Annotated in this window: 13 protein-coding genes; 4 read left to right on the top strand and 9 right to left on the bottom strand. The window is 58.7% G+C overall.

Annotation, left to right across the window (positions count from 1 at the left end; genetic code table 11):
* The first annotated feature begins 71 nt into the window (after positions 1 to 71).
* Both eda and QU660_RS01605 read left to right on the top strand, forming a co-directional pair.
* Positions 72 to 1,034: a bifunctional 4-hydroxy-2-oxoglutarate aldolase/2-dehydro-3-deoxy-phosphogluconate aldolase gene (gene eda, locus QU660_RS01610; RefSeq protein ID WP_304946602.1), complete on the top strand. Its 963-nt coding sequence runs from the start codon at positions 72 to 74 to the stop codon at positions 1,032 to 1,034.
* Positions 1,034 to 3,679, top strand: a complete 2,646-nt coding sequence (locus tag QU660_RS01605) for a translation factor GTPase family protein (protein ID WP_304946601.1) — start codon at positions 1,034 to 1,036, stop codon at positions 3,677 to 3,679. Before eda ends, QU660_RS01605 begins: the two co-directional genes overlap by 1 nt.
* Here QU660_RS01605 and QU660_RS01600 read toward each other — a convergent pair.
* From QU660_RS01600 to trkA, 7 genes are all read right to left on the bottom strand, one after another.
* Positions 3,645 to 4,271 (bottom strand): phosphatase PAP2 family protein, encoded by a 627-nt coding sequence (locus QU660_RS01600; RefSeq protein ID WP_304946600.1) that lies wholly within the window; start codon positions 4,269 to 4,271, stop codon positions 3,645 to 3,647. The genes QU660_RS01605 and QU660_RS01600 overlap by 35 nt on opposite strands.
* Positions 4,272 to 4,274: 3 nt before the next feature.
* Entirely contained in the window at positions 4,275 to 5,258 is a 984-nt protein-coding gene (locus tag QU660_RS01595) for an ABC transporter permease (protein WP_304946599.1), read from the bottom strand.
* On the bottom strand, positions 5,255 to 6,364 hold the full coding sequence (locus tag QU660_RS01590) for an ABC transporter permease (protein WP_304946598.1): 1,110 nt from the start codon (positions 6,362 to 6,364) through the stop codon (positions 5,255 to 5,257). The genes QU660_RS01595 and QU660_RS01590 overlap by 4 nt, the downstream gene beginning before the upstream one ends.
* Positions 6,361 to 7,881 (bottom strand): ABC transporter ATP-binding protein, encoded by a 1,521-nt coding sequence (locus QU660_RS01585; protein WP_304946597.1) that lies wholly within the window; start codon positions 7,879 to 7,881, stop codon positions 6,361 to 6,363. Before QU660_RS01585 ends, QU660_RS01590 begins: the two co-directional genes overlap by 4 nt.
* Before the next feature lie 81 nt (positions 7,882 to 7,962).
* Positions 7,963 to 9,195: a BMP family ABC transporter substrate-binding protein gene (locus QU660_RS01580; protein ID WP_304946596.1), complete on the bottom strand. Its 1,233-nt coding sequence runs from the start codon at positions 9,193 to 9,195 to the stop codon at positions 7,963 to 7,965.
* Positions 9,196 to 9,266: 71 nt separating this feature from the next.
* Positions 9,267 to 10,751 carry a TrkH family potassium uptake protein gene (locus QU660_RS01575; RefSeq protein ID WP_304946595.1) on the bottom strand — a complete coding sequence of 495 codons (1,485 nt, stop codon included), beginning with the start codon at positions 10,749 to 10,751 and terminating at the stop codon, positions 9,267 to 9,269.
* Positions 10,748 to 12,124, bottom strand: a complete 1,377-nt coding sequence (gene trkA / locus QU660_RS01570) for a Trk system potassium transporter TrkA (RefSeq protein ID WP_304946594.1) — start codon at positions 12,122 to 12,124, stop codon at positions 10,748 to 10,750. Before trkA ends, QU660_RS01575 begins: the two co-directional genes overlap by 4 nt.
* Before the next feature lie 611 nt (positions 12,125 to 12,735).
* Here trkA and QU660_RS01565 point away from each other — a divergent pair.
* Together QU660_RS01565 and QU660_RS01560 are read left to right on the top strand one after the other, a co-directional pair.
* Positions 12,736 to 14,988, top strand: coding sequence for a hypothetical protein (locus QU660_RS01565; protein ID WP_304946593.1), 2,253 nt, complete (start codon positions 12,736 to 12,738; stop codon positions 14,986 to 14,988).
* Positions 14,989 to 15,004: 16 nt separating this feature from the next.
* Entirely contained in the window at positions 15,005 to 17,146 is a 2,142-nt protein-coding gene (locus tag QU660_RS01560; protein ID WP_304946592.1) for an efflux RND transporter permease subunit, read from the top strand.
* 94 nt (positions 17,147 to 17,240) lie between these two features.
* Here the strand turns inward: QU660_RS01560 and QU660_RS01555 are convergent, their stop codons facing one another.
* Together QU660_RS01555 and QU660_RS01550 are read right to left on the bottom strand one after the other, a co-directional pair.
* Positions 17,241 to 17,684 (bottom strand): hypothetical protein, encoded by a 444-nt coding sequence (locus tag QU660_RS01555; protein ID WP_304946591.1) that lies wholly within the window; start codon positions 17,682 to 17,684, stop codon positions 17,241 to 17,243.
* Between the two features lie 27 nt (positions 17,685 to 17,711).
* Complete coding sequence (locus QU660_RS01550; RefSeq protein ID WP_304946590.1) at positions 17,712 to 18,278, bottom strand: hypothetical protein; 567 nt, start codon at positions 18,276 to 18,278, stop codon at positions 17,712 to 17,714.
* Position 18,279: the final 1 nt, after the last annotated feature.

Below are 18,279 nucleotides of genomic sequence, written 5' to 3'. Positions count from 1 at the left end.
CTATGCTCTTAACTTATGCTACACTGATTTCAGTGCAAATGATACAGACTTAGCTTAGGAGGATGTGCAAAATGGACGCATGTATCAAGGAACTGTACCGCATCGGAATTGTCCCCGTTGTCGCGCTGGAAGATGCCGCCGACGCGCTGCCGCTCGGTGCCGCGCTCAAAAAGGGCGGGGTCTCCGCAATCGAAGTCACCTTCCGGACCGCTGCCGCGGCGGATGCGATTCGCCTCCTGAGCCGCGAGATGCCGGAGCTCTTGGTCGGCGCGGGCACGGTCATCACGAAGGCACAGGCGGACGCCGCCATCGAAGCGGGCGCAAAGTTCATCGTGAGCCCGGGCTTTCAGCCGGAGCTGGTCTCCTACGTGCTCTCGAAGGGCGTGCCGATGTGTCCCGGAACCGCAACCCCGGGCGAGATGGAGCAGGCCATGGCCCTCGGTCTCTCGGCGGTCAAGTTCTTCCCGGCAGAGCAAAACGGCGGCGCACCCATGTTAAAGGCGCTCTCCGCGCCCTACCGCGACCTTCTCTTCATGCCGACCGGCGGCGTGAAACTCGAGAATCTCAGGAACTATCTGGCTCTCGATCAGGTCTTTGCCTGCGGCGGCACCTGGCTTGCGACCAAGGACGATATCAAGGCGAAGGCCTTCGATAAAATCACGGCGCGCACCCGCGAGGCCGTGAAGACCATGTTAAACTTCCGCATCAAGCACGTGGGCATCAACTCGAAGGACGAGGCGGAGGCAAAGAAGACGGCAACGCTTCTCTGCTCGATCTTCGACTTTGACTATAACGACACCGAACTCTCGGTCTTCACCGGCACCGCGGTCGAGGTCATGAAGTTCATGGGCCGCGGAAGCCTGGGGCACGTTGCGATCGGCGCGGACAATGTGGACCGCGCGGAGTACTACTTAAGACAGCGCGGCTTCTCCTTCGACGAGTCGACCCGCCGGGTGGACGCTGCCGGCAGAACCACCTTCCTCTATCTTTCGGATGAGATCGGCGGCTTTGCCTTCCACCTGACCAAAAATTGATGCGCCGCCTGACGCTCGGCATCCTGGCCCATGTGGATGCCGGCAAAACCACGCTTTCCGAGGCCCTCCTCGTCGCCTCCGGTGCGCTCCGCGCGCCGGGGCGCGTCGACTACGGCTCTGCCTTTCTGGACACCGACCCCGCGGAGAAACGCCGCGGGGTCACCATTTTTTCAAAACAGGCCTATTTTGAATACGGCGATCTCGCGGTGACTCTGCTCGACACCCCGGGACATGTGGACTTCTCCCCGGAGGCCGAGCGCGTCCTTCAGGTTCTGGACCTCGCGATTCTCGTGATCAGCGCGGCCGAGGGCGTACAGGGACACAGTCTTACGCTCTGGCAGCTTCTTCGCCGCTACCGCATCCCCTGCCTCGTCTTTTTCAATAAGACGGACCGGCAGGTCGGCACCCGGGAGGCGCTGCTTTCTTCGCTCCGCACGCGGCTTAACGGCGAGTTCATCGACTTCTCCCGCAAGGTAGACACCCCCGATCTCGCGGAGGAGCTCTCCCTCTTAGACGAGACACTCCTAAACCGCTATCTGGAGCACGGCACGCCGCCGAGCGAAGCGGAAATTGCGGCTCTTTTTAAGGCCCGGCGCTTTTCCCCCTGCTTCTTCGGTTCCGCCCTCCGTGCGGAGGGCATCACGGAACTCCTGGACGGCATCTCCCGCCTCTTTGTCCCGCCGGTCTACCCGGAGGCATTCTCGGCCCGTGTCTTTAAAATCGGCACGGACGAGAAGGGGGCGCGCCTAAGCTTCCTGAAAATCACGGGGGGCAGCCTGAGCGCCAAGATGCCGCTCCCGCCGCTCGACGAAAAGGTCGAGCAGCTGCGCCTCTACTCGGGGCGCTCCTACTCCCTCTTAAAAGAGGCGCCCGCGGGCAGCGTGGTCGCCGTAACGGGGCTCACGGAGAGCCGCGCGGGCATGGGACTGGGGGCGGAGAGCGGAGAACATACGTTGCCTATTTTGACCCCGGTGCTCCGTTATCGCCTTATTTTACCGGAATCCGCTTCGCTCACGGAACTGCTGCCCCGCCTCCGTTCTCTCGAGGAGGAGGAGCCGAGTCTCCGCTTTTCCCTCGACGCCGGCGGCAAGACCCTGCTGGTCTCTCTGATGGGCGAAATGCAACTGGAAATCCTCACGGAACTGTTGGAACGCCGTTTTTCGCTCGCGGTCTCCTTTGAACCCGCGGGCGTCAGCTACCGCGAGACCGTCACCAAGAGCGCCGAGGGCGCGGGCCATTTTGAGCCGCTCCGCCACTACGCGGAAGTACATCTCTTCCTCGAGCCCCTGGAACCGGGCTCCGGCGTGCAGGTTGAGAGCGCGCTCGGCACCGAGCTCCTCGCGAACCAATACCAGCAGCAGGTGCTGCGCACCTTGGAAGAAGAGGAAATTCCCGGGATTTTGAGCGGGGCACCGCTCACGGATCTTAAAATTACCCTCATTGCGGGGCGGGCCCACGAGAAGCACACCGAGGGCGGCGATTTTCGGCAGGCCGCCATACGGGCGCTCCGCGCCGGTCTCTTTTCCGCGGCCCCCTGCCTTCTGGAGCCCTACTATGCCTTTTCGCTCCGCCTGCCCGCGTCTTCGCTCGGCAGAGCCTTAAACGATCTGGACCGCATGGGCGCTACCTTTACGCTCGGCACGGCAGAGTCCGAGGCTGAGGCCGAAATCCACGGACAGGCTGCCGTCCTCGCCATGCAAAACTATGCCGCGGAACTGCGCCGCTTTACGAAAGGCGAGGGCTCGCTCTCCCTCTCCTTTGCGGGCTTTTTTCCCTGCCGGGATGCGGAGAGCGTCATTGCCGCGCGGGGCTACGATCCCGCGGCGGATCTTGCCTTTCCGGCGGACTCGGTCTTCTGCCGCCACGGAAGCGGTGAGACGGTCTCCTATGCGGAGGCCCCCCGCTACATGCATCTCCCCTACCGGCGCGACATGAGCGCCGCAGAGGAAGCGCTTCCCGAAGACGCTCCTATCCGCACCAAAAAAGAGAGCGCTCCGCTCTCTTTGGAAGAAATCGATGCAATCTTGGACCGCACCTTTTATCAGAACCGGCAGCGCGACAAGAAGCGCCCGGAAAGGCAGCGAAGGGAGGCGAGCGAGGCGGCAAAAGAGCGCGCGTATCGCGCGCTCAAAACCGCCGCGCCGCGGAAGCACTTCCTCTTGGTCGACGGCTACAATATTATTTTTGCCTTTCCCGAGCTCCGCGCCCTCGCGGAGGAGAACATCGACAGTGCGCGACTCGCGCTCCTGGATCTTCTCTCCGACTACCAGGGCTTCACCGGAACTACGCTGATTGTGGTCTTTGACGCCTATCGGCGGAAAGATCACAAGGAGGAGCGCTATCCCTGGCACAATCTCTTTGTCGTCTACACAAAGACCGCCCAGACCGCGGACAGCTATATCGAGAGCTTTTCCGGCCGCCATGCCGCAAGCGATATTGTGACGGTCGCGACCTCGGACGGGGTGGAACAAATCATTGTGCGGAGCCAGGGAGCTCTCCTCCTCTCGGCGAGCGAGCTCCGCGAAGAGATGCTCCGCGCCCACAGCGAGGGGCTCTCTACCCCCGCTGCGACGGAGGCAGCGCCCAAAAACCGCCCCTTCGCGGACAAGCTTAAGCGCCCTGAATCCAGTGAAGAAGCGCCGTGAGCGGCAGGCGATTGCCGATCAGGATACAGACTGCCGCGAGCGGAAGCGCTGTCAGCGCGTCGATCAGGACATGCTGCTTCGTAAAGAGGGTTGAGATTACGATGCCGAGCGCAATCGGGGCCGCAAGCGCCGCGACGGCGAGCGGCAGTCCCGGGGTGGAACCGACAAAGTGCAGCACGAGATAGCACATGGAGCAGTGCATGCTCGGCGCACAGTTTAAGCCCTTATAGCTCCCCCGGAACACGAGCTTCATGGCCCGGCCGGAAAGGGTATCCGGCGCTTCGGGGCGCACAAAGCTCGTCGGGTAGACGAGGTAACAAAGGAGACTCAGCGCGATGTCTGCGACAATCGCGGTCTGGTAGCGCGCATAGGCCATGGGATTCGCCTGAAAGAGCGCCAGCGGAAACAGGAGTATCAGCGGAAACCAGAGTACATAGATGTATACAAAGGCGGGCACAAAGGGAATGTGTCCGTCTATTTTTTTTGCCACATTGTGCGGCTTGCCCTCAAAAGCCTCGACGCCGAAGTAGAGGAGGGTCTGCAGGCCGAGTATCAGTAACTCGGCGAGCAGCAGCTTGATTCCGATGCCCATCGCTCAACGCTCCTCTCGGAAGTAAGAGAGACCGAGACTTGCCGGCGGCTGATCCTCCGCGCGATTCCTTCTTCCGGTCTGAATGAGCACCAATATGGTCGCGAGATAGGGGAGCATCTTAAAGAGCTCCTGCGCCGAGCGGTTTAAGCCCGGAATATAGAGGTAGAGAATGTAGAGTCCGCCGAAGAGGAAGGAACCCCAAATCGCTTTTCTCGCATTCCAGACCGAGAGTATGACCAGCGCGACCGCAAGCCAGCCGCGGTCACCGAAGCCGTCGTTCGCCCAGGTCCCGCCCAGATATTCCATGACAAAGCAGAGGCCGCCGAGGCCTGCGAGCGCCGCGCCGAGCACGGTCGAGACATATTTCACACGGTTCACATCGACCCCGGCCGCATCCGCCGCAGCGGGATCCTCGCCGACCGCACGAATCTCAAGTCCCTTCCGCGTGCCCGTCAGCAAAAAGGCGAGGCAGAGCGCCAGGATGATCGAGAAATAGGTGAGAAAGCCGAAGGAGAAAAAGGCCTTGCCCACAAAGGGAAGCTTCGAGAGCCCCGGAAGGCTCTGCCGATAAGCGGCTGCCGTGAGCTTCGTCGAAATCTGGCCCACGCCGCCCGCAAGCTGCGAGAGAGAGCCGCCGAAGAAATTGCCGAAGCCCACACCGAAGGTGGTGAGCGAAAGTCCCACGACATTCTGGTTCGCGCGGAGCGTGACGGTTAAGAAGCTGTAGAGGAGACCCGCAAGCATGGAAATGAGGAGGGCCGCCGCGAGCGAGAGGAAGAGACCCACGAGGCCGGAAGCCCGCTCTCCCGCCGCTCTCTCGTAAAAGAAGGCCGCAATCAGACCGGAGACGCCGCCCATATACATGATGCCCGGAATGCCCAGGTTCAGATTTCCCGACTTCTCCGTCAGAATTTCACCGCTTGCGCCGTAGAGTATCGGAACGCCCTGCAAAATGGCGCGCTGTAAAAAAGTGGCCAGCAAATTCATCTCGTCTCTCCTTTCTTGCGGACGCTCAGGCGATAGCGGACAAAGAACTCGCAACCGATCAGGAAGAAGAGCAGTATGCCCGTGATGATGTCCGAAAAATTCTGGTTCAGCTTGTACTGCGTCGCAATCTGGATGGAGCCCTGCTGCATGAAGCAGAGGAGCACCGCAATCAACGCCATGAAGAGCGGGTTAAAGTTCGCCATCCAGGCGACCAGGATGGCCGTGAAACCGCGCCCGTTCGCCGTACTGACCGAGAGCGTGTGTCCCGCCCCGCCCACAATCACCGCGCCCGCAAGGCCGCAGATTGCGCCGGAAATGGCCATGGTGCGCAGCATGACGCGCTGCACCGAGATGCCCGCGTAGCGCGCCGTATTTTGGCTCGCGCCGACCACCGAAATCTCAAAGCCCTGCTTGGTGCGCTGCAAATAAAGGTGCATAAAGAGGGTCACAAGGAGGATGATAAAGAGGCCGAAGACATACTGGCTGCCCGCAAAGCCCGTGCCGCCGATGCGCGGAAACCAGCCCGCGCGCGTCGCCTGGTTGATGGTGCCTATGCTGTTCGAGCCCTTCGGGTTCTCCCAGAAGCAAATCGAAAAGGTGACCAGCTGCAGCGCGACATAGTTCATCATGAGCGTGAACAGGGTCTCGTTCGTGTGGTACCGCGCCTTAAAATAAGCGGGAACCAGCCCCCATATCATGCCGAAGAGCATACTGCCCGCAATCATGAGCGCAAGGAGCAGCGCATTCGGAATCTTGCCGCCGAGCAGTATCATGAGCCCCGCGCTCGCAATGCCGCCGACCAGTATCTGCCCCTCCGCGCCGATGTTCCAGAAGCGCATGCGAAACGCCGGGGTGAGGCCCACCGCAATTAAGAGCAGCACGCCGCTCTCGCGTATCGTGACCCAGAGCCGCCGCGGGTTTCCGACCGCGCCGGAGACCAGCGCCTCATAGACGCCGAGCGGATTGACCCCCGTCACCAGCACAATGACAGCCGCGCAGGTCACGAGCGCCAGCAATAGTGCGATGAGGTGAATCAGCGCGAGCTTTCCGAACGAAATGTAGCCGCGCTTATGCATTTGAAACAGCGGTTCTCTTCCCTGACTCATGCCTCAACTTCCTTTCCGCCCATCATTCTTCTTCCCAGTTCTTCCTTGCTCGCGTTCCGCGCATCCAAAATGCCGGCGCTCTTCCCGCCCTGTAATACAAGGATGCGGTCGCAGAGCTCAAGGAGCACGTCCAGATCCTCGCCGACACAAATCACGGCGCTGCCGCTCTTCTTCTGCTCGTTCAGGAGCTGATATATCATATACGCCGAGTGAATGTCGAGACCGCGCACCGGGTAGGCTGCCATCACAACCTTGGGGCTTCCGAGTATCTCACGCCCCACCAGCACCTTTTGCACATTGCCGCCCGAGAGTCTGGCAATGGGCGTTGCGGTGCCCGGAGTCGCGACCGAAAGCTCTTCCACAATCTGCTCGGCCTGTTCCCGCGGCTTCTTCCGATCGGTCACAAAGCCGCTGCCGTTCCGATAGGAGCGGAGCATCACATTGTCCGTCAAGTCCATGCTGCCCACCAGGCCCATGCCCAGTCTGTCTTCGGGGACAAAGGCGAGGCGCACGCCGAGGGCCTCGATTTCCGCCGGGCTCATGCCGCGCAGATTCTTCTCTTCCCCGTTGTCCTCGCCGTACCAGATTTCACCGGTATAGGGCACCAGACCGGCTATGGCCTCTAGGAGCTCCCTCTGCCCGTTTCCGGCGATGCCGGCAATGCCGAGTATCTCGCCGCCCTGCAGGCTTAGGCTTAAATCCGAGAGCACGCTCACGCCCTCCGCGTTGACACAGGACACCTTCTCGAGACGGAGGCGTCTCGGTCCGTTTCCCGGCTCCGCGCGGTCTATGCCGAGCCTCACCTTTTCGCCGACCATCATCTCTGTGAGCAGGGAGGCATCGGCCTTGGCGGTCTCGACCTCGCCGATGTACCGCCCCTTCCGCAGCACCGCGACGCGGTCCGAGATTGCGAGCACCTCGTTTAACTTGTGCGTGATGATCAGGATGGACTTCCCGTCTTCCCGCATCTTCCGGAGTATGGCAAAGAGGCGCTCGGTCTCCTGCGGCGTGAGCACGGCCGTCGGCTCGTCCAGAATCAAAATGTCCGCGCCGCGGTAGAGCACCTTCATAATCTCAACGGTCTGCTTTTCGGAGACCGAGAGCTCGTAGACCTTCTGTTTCGGATTCAGGCGGAAGCCGTAGCGATCCGCGAGTTCCGAGAGCTTTCGCTCCGCAGCTTTTAAATCGTATTTGCCGCCCTGTTCGCCGAGTATGATATTTTCCGCCGCCGTGAAGACCGGAATCAGCTTAAAGTGCTGGTGTATCATGCCGATGCCGAGTTTAAAAGCGTCCTTCGGCGAGCGTATGCTGACCGGCGCTCCGTTCACCTCGATGTGACCGCTGTCCGGAAAGTAAATGCCGGAGAGCATGTTCATGAGCGTCGTCTTGCCGCTTCCGTTCTCTCCGAGAAGGGCCAGTATCTCCCCCTTCTTCAGCGAGAAACTCACGTGGTCGCTCGCCTTGACCTCGCCGAAGTGTTTGCTGATGTCGCAAAAGCGTATTGCCTGTTCTGCCACGGTTTCCTCCTTAAGCCGCTGTCAGCTTTGAATCAAAAAGCCTCCTGCCGTCGCAGGGGGCTTTTTGTGGGTCTTCCTGAATTAGTTCGCAGTCGCCTCGATGCCGTCGACAATCAAGTCAAAGCTCGGGGAGGAGCGGTACTCCGACTCGTGGAAATAGCCGTCCGAAATGAGCTCCTGACCGTTCGGCGCATAGCTCGTGACTTCCTTGCCGTCCACGGTGAAGTTCTTCGTGTCAAAGACATGCAGGCTGCCGTCCTTAATCTGCTGCTCCACTTCCTTTAACTTCTCCTCGGTGCCGGGTGCCGCGGCCGTGCCGAGCTTCGTGAGACGCACCGCATCCTGGGCAAAGCCCTCGGACCAATCCGTCGCAATCGGCTCGCCGGAGAGCACACTCTCCATCGCGTAGGTGTAGTAGACACCCCAGTTGTTGGTCGGGGAGGTGATTGCGGAATCCGGTGCGACGCCCGTCATATCGATGTTATAGCCGACGCAGGGAACCTTCTCCTCCTCTGCCGCCGTCGGTGCGCCGGTCGTGTCCGCGTGCTGGCTTAAAAGCACGCAGCCGTCGGAAATGAGCTGCTTTGCGGTCTCCGCCTCGACCGCCGGGTCGCCCCAGCTGTTCGTGTAGAGAACCTTCATCGTGGTCTCCGGGACCACGGACTTTGCGCCGAGGTAGAAGGCCGTGTAACCGGAAATCACCTCCGCGTAGGGATAAGCGCCGACATAGCCGAGTCTCGCCTGATCCGGCTTAATCTTGCCCTCGTCTATCATCTGCTTCAGCTTTAAGCCCGCAGCGACACCGCTCACATAGCGCGCCTCATAGATATCGTCGAAGTAGTTGTGGAAGTTCGCGAGGCCCGCGCCCGCAGCCTGATTTCCGCTCGCATGACAGAAGGTAATCTCCGGGTGGTCCTTTGCGACCTCCAGCATGTAGCTCTCGTAACCGAAGCTCGTGCCGAAAATCAGCTGGCAGCCCTGGTTCGCGAGGTCCTCGGTCGCGTCGAGCGAAGACTCATCCTCGCGGATATTGGTCTTAAAAATCAGCTGATCCTCGCTGATTCCCAGCGTCTTCGCAGCCTCCTTGAGACCGTTGATATGGCTCGCGCTGTAGCCCTCGTTCTCGTCGCCGATCAGCAGCACACCGACCTTCAGCTGCTCCTTCGGAACCACGGTCTGCGAGGAGCCGTCCGCCGTCGTCGTGCTCTCCGCCTTAGCGGAATCCTTTGTCTCCGTCTTTGCGCCACCGCCGCAACCTGCAAGCAAGAGTGCCGCGGAAACCAATGCGCAGAGCGCCTTTGCCGTCTTTTTCATACCATCCTCCCTGAACTTCTTTTTGTATCTTACTTGTATAACATATTTCCCCCGCGCTCTCAAGCCTCTTCTCAGCTCGGGACCACGCGCGTCTTTAACTGCTTCCGCGTCCAGACTTCCGGCGAGATGAGGAAGAGCAGCGGGAAGATCTCCAGTCGACCGAAGAGCATATCGACCGAGAGCACAAACTTCGAGAGATCCGAGAAGGCACTGAAGTTTCCGGTCGGTCCGACCATGCCGAGACCCGGTCCTATGTTGTTAAAGGTACAAACCACCGCCGAAAAGGTGGTCTCAAAGCCCTTGCCGTCCAGCGAGACGATGAGCAGGGACAGCGTCATGATGATGAGATACGCCGCGAGATAAGCCGTGGTGCCGAACATCACCGAGTTCTCGACCCGGCGCTTGTCCATGCGCACCGAACGCACACGGCGCGGGTGTATCATCTGACACATCTGCGTCCGCAAATGCTTGAATAAGAGCAGCACGCGGGACACCTTCATGCCGCCGCCGGTCGACCCCGCCGATGCACCGATACACATGACAAGGAGCAGCATGTAGCGCGAAAACTCCGGCCACTTGTCAAAGTCCGCCGTGCAAAAGCCCGTCGTCGTCATGACCGAGGAGACCGAGAAGAAGCTGTCGCGGAAGGCCTGGCCGAAATCCGCGGGGTAAAAGCTCTTCAGGAACACATTGCCCGCAATGAGCAAGGAAGCGCCGAGCATGATACCCCAGTACCAGCGGAACTCCTCGTTCATCAAGGCATCCTTCCACTTCTTGCTGAGCATCAGATAATAGACCGAGAAGTTGACGCCGAAGAGCGCCATGAAGACCGCAATCGTCATCTGTACCACCTGGCTCGGATAGGCCGCAATCGAGTTGTTCTTGATTGCAAAGCCTCCGGTGCCCGCCGTACCGAAGGAATTGAGCACGGCATCAAAGAGCGGCATGCCCTCAAAGAGCAGCACGGCGATCATGACGACGGTCATCACAAAGTAGATAATATAAGTAATTTTTGCCGTCGTCGAAATCTTCGGCACCAGTTTACCGACCGAGGGGCCCGGGCTCTCTGCCTTCATTAAGTTGAAGGGCTCGCCGTCCCCCTTGGCGAGCGGCAAAATCGCGAGCAGAAAGACCAGCACGCCCATGCCGCCGATCCAGTGGGTAAAGCTTCTCCAGTAGAGAAGGCCGTGCGACATGCCCTCTACCTCGGTGAGTATGCTGGACCCCGTGGTCGTAAAGCCGGACACGGTCTCAAACCAGCAGTCGATGTAGCGCGGAATCTCTCTGCTGATGTAAAAGGGAAGGGCACCGAAGAGCGAGAGCACAATCCAGCCGAGCGCACAGACCACAAAGCCCTCGCTCATCGAAATCGAACGGTGGCTCCGGATACAGGAGAGCAGAACACCGGGCAGCAGCGTGAGTAGCGCCGCAATCGCAATGGCACGCGCGCTCTGCGGCTCGCGATAGGCCGCCGCGACGGCAATCGCCGGCAGCAGAAAGATTCCCTCCACGAGGAGGATATGCCCCATGTATTTTCCGATCAAACGGTAGTTCATGCCTCTCCTCCGCGCTCCCGGAAGATATCCGCGAAGTTCGAAATCATGCGATCCGCACTCGCAATGACCACGATAGAGTCACCGCGCATCAGGCAATCCTGTCCGCCGGGGATAATGACCCTCTGGTTTCTGACAATGCTCGCAATCAGGGTCGAAGGCTTTAAGGGCAGCTCCATAATGGGCTTATTGACAAAGCTCGCCTCCTCTGGAACCGTAAAGCCGAGGGCCTCGATCGCACCGCCGCCTATGGTGTGGAGCGTCTCCACCGAGCCCTCGCGCGACTGACTCGCCGCGCGCGTGTAGCGCGTAATCTCGTTCGCGGTCAGGGACTTCGGGCTCACAACGGCCCCCAGATGTTCCTGGCCGAAGAGATTCAGATACTCGGTGCGATTCACCTTCGTGATGGTCTTCTTCGTGCCGACCGAATGCGCGTAGAGCGAAATCAGGATATTTTCCTCATCGATGCCGGTCAGCGGTACCACGGCGTCCATATTCGCGATGCCCTCTTCCGCAAGTAAGTGCTGCAGGGAACCGTCTCCGTGGATGATGCTTGCCTTCGGCAGGAGATCCTCGAGCGCCTTGCACTTCTCGCGGTCCGACTCAACGATGGTAACCGAGAGCCCCGCGTTGATTAAATCGGTCGCGAGATAGCGCGCCGTTGCGCTTCCGCCGACTATCATCACCTGCTTCACATCCAGGGTCGGAATGCCGAAGCGGCGCAGCAGGAAGGGCAGGTCTGCGGTTGCCGCCGCCACCGCAAGCTTATCGCCCGCCCGAAGCTCGGTGGATCCCGAGGGAACCAGTACCTCGCCGTCCCGCTCAATCGTACAAATCAGCGCTTTCTTGTCCAATAGGGGCGCAAGTTCCATGAGCTTGCGGTCCGTGAGTTTCCCCTCCTCGGGGACTATGAGCTCCACCATCTCCGCGCGACCGCCCGCAAAGGAGTTTCGCGTTAAGAAACTCGGGAACTGCAGCAGGCGGAAAATCTCCTTCGCGCAGGTCTTCTCGGGGTTCACCGAAAGGTTAATGCCGAAGCTCGTCTTTAAGAGGTTCATCTCCCGGTCGTACTCGGGACTGCGAACGCGCGCCACCGTGTACTCGCAACCGAGCTTCTTTGCGACCAGGGCCGTCAGAAGGTTCACCTCATCGCTGTTGCTCACCGCAATCAGGATGTCACAGTTCTCAGCTCCCGCCTCTCGCAAAATCTCAATCGAAGCGCCGTTTCCGACCACCGTCGAGACGTCCAGCTTTTCCTCCAGCGAACGGATGCGCGCCGCATTGCTGTCCACAACGACCACATCGTGCCCTTCTTTCGAAAGTTGCTGTACCAAGAGCTCTCCTATTTTTCCGTTACCGACCACAATAATATTCATTGACTTTGATAAACACCTTTCTCTGTCTAAGCAGCCTTTTTATCATAGCACAGGCCTCTTGCCACATACAAGCCGACAAAGCCTCGGAAATACCGCTCCGTTTGCGCGTTCTCCCGTCCATTTTGCCGGTTTTTACACCGTTTGCGCGCCAAACCGCCGAACGCAAAGCCGTAAAGCCGTGTGGATGCAGCCGTCGCAATCCCGCTTGCATACAACGGCAAGCACGCTCTGCATCGCAAAGCACCTCCGGGCATCTCCGGTATTGATATCGCCGTTATTTCCTGCCTGCGGTCCCAAGGACGCTTTCGGCGGTAGACTTCGATACCATGTTCTCCCCCCTTCTTATTTTTTTTTTTGCAGAGCATACCGCGCGGGAAGCGAAACACAGCGCTTCAGTCCGGATTCGTGATCGGACAGATGCACCCGGCGGCGCATTTGACGCATGCTTTCCGATTTTTTACTTCTTCCCCCTTGTCAAGCCTTCTGATTCGAATTATAATGTTCAAAGTTCTTTTATTAGACACTTGTCTATTATCATTCCAATATCAATTATCGGCGCAGAAAGCCGAAGCATAATCGCAGCAAAGGAGTCAAGTATCATGCACACAGAAATGAAGCGTTTCAAAAAGAACCCTGTCGGCAAAAGACTGCCGGCACTCGCCCTCGGCGCAATCCTGGCGCTCGAGTCCCCCTTTGTCGCAGTCGCCGAAGTGACGAGCGGCGTGCGCCCCACGGTCGACGAGGCCTACTATGTGAGCCTCGACAGCTACGGAAACCCGACCGACGCCGCAGTCGTAAAGAGCTATGCGCTGAACGGCGCAAACGAAGTCGTGGACTACGGCTCTTACGACAGCGTCGAAAACCTGACGAACGGCATCAAGCCGGAGATTTCCGAGGGCAAAGTTCGCTTTTCGCTCGGCGAAAACGCACCCTCGCACTTCTATTTCGAAGGAAAGACCCGCGCGCCTTTTGAAACCCTGCCCTTCGTTCTCTCGATTCAGTATCGTCTGAACGGGGTCCCGGTTGAGGCGGAACAACTCGCCGGCGAAAAGGGTGTGGTCAAAATTCACATCCGCGCCGTTCCGAATCCCGCGAGCAGCGAGTACCAAAAAAACAATTGGTTCCTGACCGCCGCGGCTGTCTTTAACCAAAACGACATCCTCTCCCTCTCGGCACCGGACGCCCAGATTCAGACCGTCGGCAACTTAAAGACCGCGGTTTTCTTCTGGCTCCCCGGCGAGGAGAAGGAATATGTGCTCTCCGTGGGCAGCGAGGACTTCAGCTTTAACGGTTTCACCTTTCTCCTCGGCCCGATCAATGCTGCGGGGCGCCTTACCGACTTAAAGGACTTACAGGACAGCAAGCGGGACATTGAGGACTCCTGGAAGCAGCTGACCGCGGCCGGCGATCAACTCTATGATTCCATGCAGGGCATGCAGGGGAAACTGGGACAGGCAGCGGACGGCCTCGACGGCTTAAACCGCGTGCAAAAAAACATACAGAGCCGCGAGAGCGAGTTCTACGGCAACCTGGACGCCTTTCTCGGCAATATGGATGCACTCACGGCGGATCTCGCACCGGTCGGCGGCCATCTGAACGCCTCCGAGCGGACCATCGACGAATTGGAGCAGAACCTAAGCGGTCTGAATGAGAGTCTCCTCTCCCTGAAGCAACATTTAAAGGAGAGCGAAAGCACTCTCAATTCCCTGAAAGACAATATGTACAGCCTTCAGGATGCGAGCGACGACTTGGAGCGCGACGGCCGTGCGATTCGGTCGGATGTAAAGGCCATACGTGAGCTCAGCGCAAACGGCAAGCAGGCCGCAGACCAAAGCGTAAACGGAACCCTCAAACAAATGGGCGCCCTCTATCAGGCCTATGCACAGTACATGCAGGCCCACGGCTTACAGCCCGTCGATGCCGGCAGCACCGGCGCGAATCGCGTTCGGGTCAGCGGCCGCCTTGCGACCGACTCGGATGCGAGCGGCATTGATTACCGCTCCGATGCCGAAATCAGCGCTGCCCCGCAGTACCCGCAGGGCAGCTTCCAGGATTTTGCGAGCCGAAAGCTTGCCTCCCTCGGCTACTCGGACGAACAGATTGCCTACGCCCTTACACTCTGGAATCGGAGAGACGAGGTTCAGGCGGCCGCGGCACAGGCAAACGGTATCTACGGCAAGCTGGACGCCCTCGGCGATGACCTGGATGTACTTCGCCTCTCCTCGCTCTACGACGCTCTCTACGGCAGCGCTTCGACCGGTACGCGCGCGGCAGCGGATGCCGGAGCGCTCTCGGGTGACCTGCAGCAGAGCATTTCAGCCCTCAATCGCCTCTACGAGACCACGGATTCTTATCTCCCGGAACTGCAGGACAGCTTGCGCGATGCCGCTGCCCTGAGTGAGCATCTGAGAGACGGCAGCGCGAGCCTTACGGCGCTGCTCCGCACAACCCGCGACATCTTACAGAGCAACAGCGCTGCCTTTCACGGCAATGCGGACCTCTCCCTCGGCGCGACCGCCTCGATACTCCGTCAGAGTGCCTCCGCGCTCGACAGCACGGATGCCCTGCATCAGGCAAGCGAGAGCATACGTTCCTTGGTTGAGAACAAGTGGGATGAAAACACGGGCGAAAAGACCCGCCTCTTCTCCCTCGATGTCAATGCCGCTCCCGAGTCCCTGACCGCGGCCGAAAACGACAATGTGAGCTCGGTCTCCGTCATGCTGCGGAGCGCGGAAATTAAAAAAACGGAGCCGAAAACGCAGGTGAAGGGGGCACAAAACGAGAAGAAACCCGGCCTCATGGCGCGCATCGGAAAAATGTTCTCGGATATCTGGTCTTTCCTGACCGCTTGGACGCACCACTGAGGCAAAAGGAGTCATCATGATACATAAATTGGCAAAACGCATTACCGAAAAACCCCGTTTCGTACTCTTTGTCGCAATCCTGCTGCTGATTCCGGCCCTGCTCGGCTACATCGGCACCCGCACGAACTACGACGTGCTCTCCTATCTCCCGAAGGACGTCCGCTCGGTACAGGGCGAACAGCTGCTCGAGGACCCCTTCCAAGCGGCGGCAACCTCCATGGTAGTAGTCGAGGGCATGCCGCCCGCCTATACGGATGAGCTCTTAGAGAGCATTCAAAAGGTGCCGCATGTCAGCAATGCCTTCTGGATTTCCGATACCCTCGGCATTCAGATTCCGACCGATATGCTCCCCGCCAAACTCCGCGACAACTTCTATGCGGGCAAGGCAACCCTCATGATTGTCCAGTTCGACACGGCGCTCTCCGCGGATGAAACCATGGACGCCATTGTGCAAATCCGGGCTCTCACCAACGAAAAGTGCTTTGTCGCCGGCATGTCCGCCATGGTGCAGGACATCAAGGAACTTGTGATTTCCGAGCTCCCGATTTACACCGTGATCACCGTGATTTTAATGCTCACGGTGCTGCTCTTAAGCTTCGAATCCTATGTCATGCCCTTCCTGCTCCTCGCAAACATCGGCATGGCCGTGCTCTACAATATGGGCAGCAATATCTTCCTCGGAGAGATTTCTTATATCACCAAGGCGATTGCCGCCATACTCCAGCTCGGCGTGACCGTCGACTATTCGATTTTCCTCTTCCACCGCTATGAAGAGGAAAAACAGAAGCAGTCGAACAAGCAAGAGGCCATGGCAAATGCGATCTCTTCGGCCTTTGTCTCTCTTTCCGGCAGCTCGCTCACAACCATTGCGGGTTTCCTGGCCCTCTGCGCGATGCGCTTTACCATGGGCCGCGACATGGGCATAGTCATGGCAAAAGGCGTCGTAATCGGCATTGCCTGCGTCATCCTGATTCTCCCCTGCCTCATTCTGGTCTTTGACGAGGCGATCGAGAAGTACAAGCATAAGTCGCTGTTCCCGGACTTCACAAACTTTAACCGCTCTCTCTTAAAGCACCGCCGACTCTTAATCATCCTTTTCCTCTTCGCGCTGGTGCCCGCTTACTACTCGCAGAAAAACACCGACATCTACTATCAGATTTCCCGCTCCCTGCCCTCTGACCTCCCCTCGCTCCGCTCTAACGAGAAATTAAAAGAGGAGTTCAAAACCGCAACCGAGCATGTCGTGATTCTCGACAAGTCGCTCGACAACGGAAAACTGGGAGAAATGGAGGCGGAACTCAAGGAGGTGCCCGGCATCAGCCACGTGATCTCCTACAACAGTTTGATCGGCAGCGGCATCCCGGAATTCTTCCTGCCGGAAAAGATACGAAAAATATTCCGCTCCGACGACCGCCAGCTCCTCATGATGACCTCCGAGCTCGAGCCCGCGACCGATGAAACCAAAGCGCAGCTTACAAAGGTGCAGGAAATTGTATACCGCTATGATCCGAATGCCTACCTGACCGGGGAGGCGGCCATGACCGAAGACCTGCGCGAGGTATTCACGCGGGACAATCTCACAACGAATGCTCTCTCCGTCCTTTCCATCTTTGTGATCGTCATGTTTGTGTTCCGCTCCCCGACGGTCCCTGCCGCGCTGATCTTAACGATTGAGCTGGCGATCTACATTAACCAGGGACTGGTCTACTGGATGGGCGACAGCATCTCCTTCATTGCGCCGATTCTGATTGGTGCGATTCAGCTCGGCGCGACCGTCGACTACGCGATACTCGTGAGTTCCCGCTTCCAAGAGGAAATACGAAACGGCAAGGATCGCGAGGAGGCCGCCGTTCTCGCGGGAGCCACGAGCGATGCCTCGATTATCACGAGTTCGCTCGGCATGTTTGCGGCGACCGTCGGTGTCGCGATTGTCTCCAAAATGTATCTCATCAAAGAGGTCTGCATGCTGCTCGCGCGAGGCGCTTTGATTTCCGCCTTTATTGTCGCCTTCATGCTGCCCTGCATCCTCTACGTGCTGGAACCGCTCTTCCGGAAAACCAGCCTGCACTGGGATAAACTCCCGGAAAAAAAGAAAGCTAAGCGGAAAACGCCGCGCGCGCAGAGCGAAGAGACAGCCGCATCTACCGCCGCCCTCTGAAACTTTCCGGAACCGAACATGGGTGAAAGCCAAAAAACCCCGGGGACCGTTTGGTCCCCGGGGTTTTCTCTCTGTATCGCTATCACAGCTTGCCTCAGTCGTCTCTGTCCTGCTGGATAAAGTCGAGGTGATGCTTGTGCTCTTCCAACTCCGCAGAGCTTAGGAAGAGGTACTTCCGTATGCCGAAGAGCAGCGCAAGCGCAACCACGCCGAGCAGCACGTGCAAATTGCTCTCATGCACCACGAGTAAGTTCTTGGTTACGGCAAAAATCATGACCTCAATGATGGAATCCAAGTCATGGCGACAGAGCATCATGATGAGCTCGAGGCACATCAAAATATCCAGCACCACCTGTATGAACTCCGTAAACTGCGTGTGGGAACTGGCGTTCAAATGTGAGGGCAAATGCCAAACCTGAATCGCAATCGCCGCGAAAATAAAGAGTGCTATGATGACCTCCGCCCACATTGCCGCCTGGAAAAAACGTCCCTGCACACGGTGCAGCGCATGATTGACCCTTGAATGCCCCTGACTCATAAACCTCCTTACTGTCTTCGTTTCGGCTCAGCGCTCCGCGCCGTAAGTCTCCACCTGTGTCCGAAGGAAATCCAATCCGTAGGCAATCTGGAGCAGATCCTCCTCCGCAAAATCCTCGCCGAGCGTAAAGAGCGTGCGGTAAAAAATCTCATTGACCGCAGCATCCGTAACCTCTCTCATAAGCGCGCGCCGCACCGGCCCCGCAAGTTCCTGCAGGGTCGAGAGTATCATGTACTTTAACGCGCGCACCTCTCTCTCATCCCGAGCCCAGGAAGCCATGTCAAAGTTTCCGGTGAGGTCCGGCGCGCCCTCGCAGTCGTTGCACTTCGGCGCCTGCAGACGCTTCCGCATAAGCTTTACCTTTTCGGTCTCCGAGCGGAGTTCTTCCTCCGCCGCATCCGGCGAAGCACTCAGCGTAAGACCCTCGAAAAAGACACGGTCCTTGTCGCTGATCATATTAAAACTTCCGGTTCCGCCCGTCCGTATCATCCCGACCAGCGCCTCGATGAGTCCCTGTCTCGCAGCGCTCCGCTGCCGTTCCGAGGCCGCCCAAGCCTCCTGCGCGGCGCGCTGATCCTTTCGCTCAAACTCCATA

The organism is Stomatobaculum sp. F0698 (assembly GCF_030644385.1).
Taxonomy (GTDB): Bacteria; Bacillota; Clostridia; order Lachnospirales; family Lachnospiraceae; genus Moryella.
This window is presented reverse-complemented; position numbering and strand designations above follow the sequence as displayed.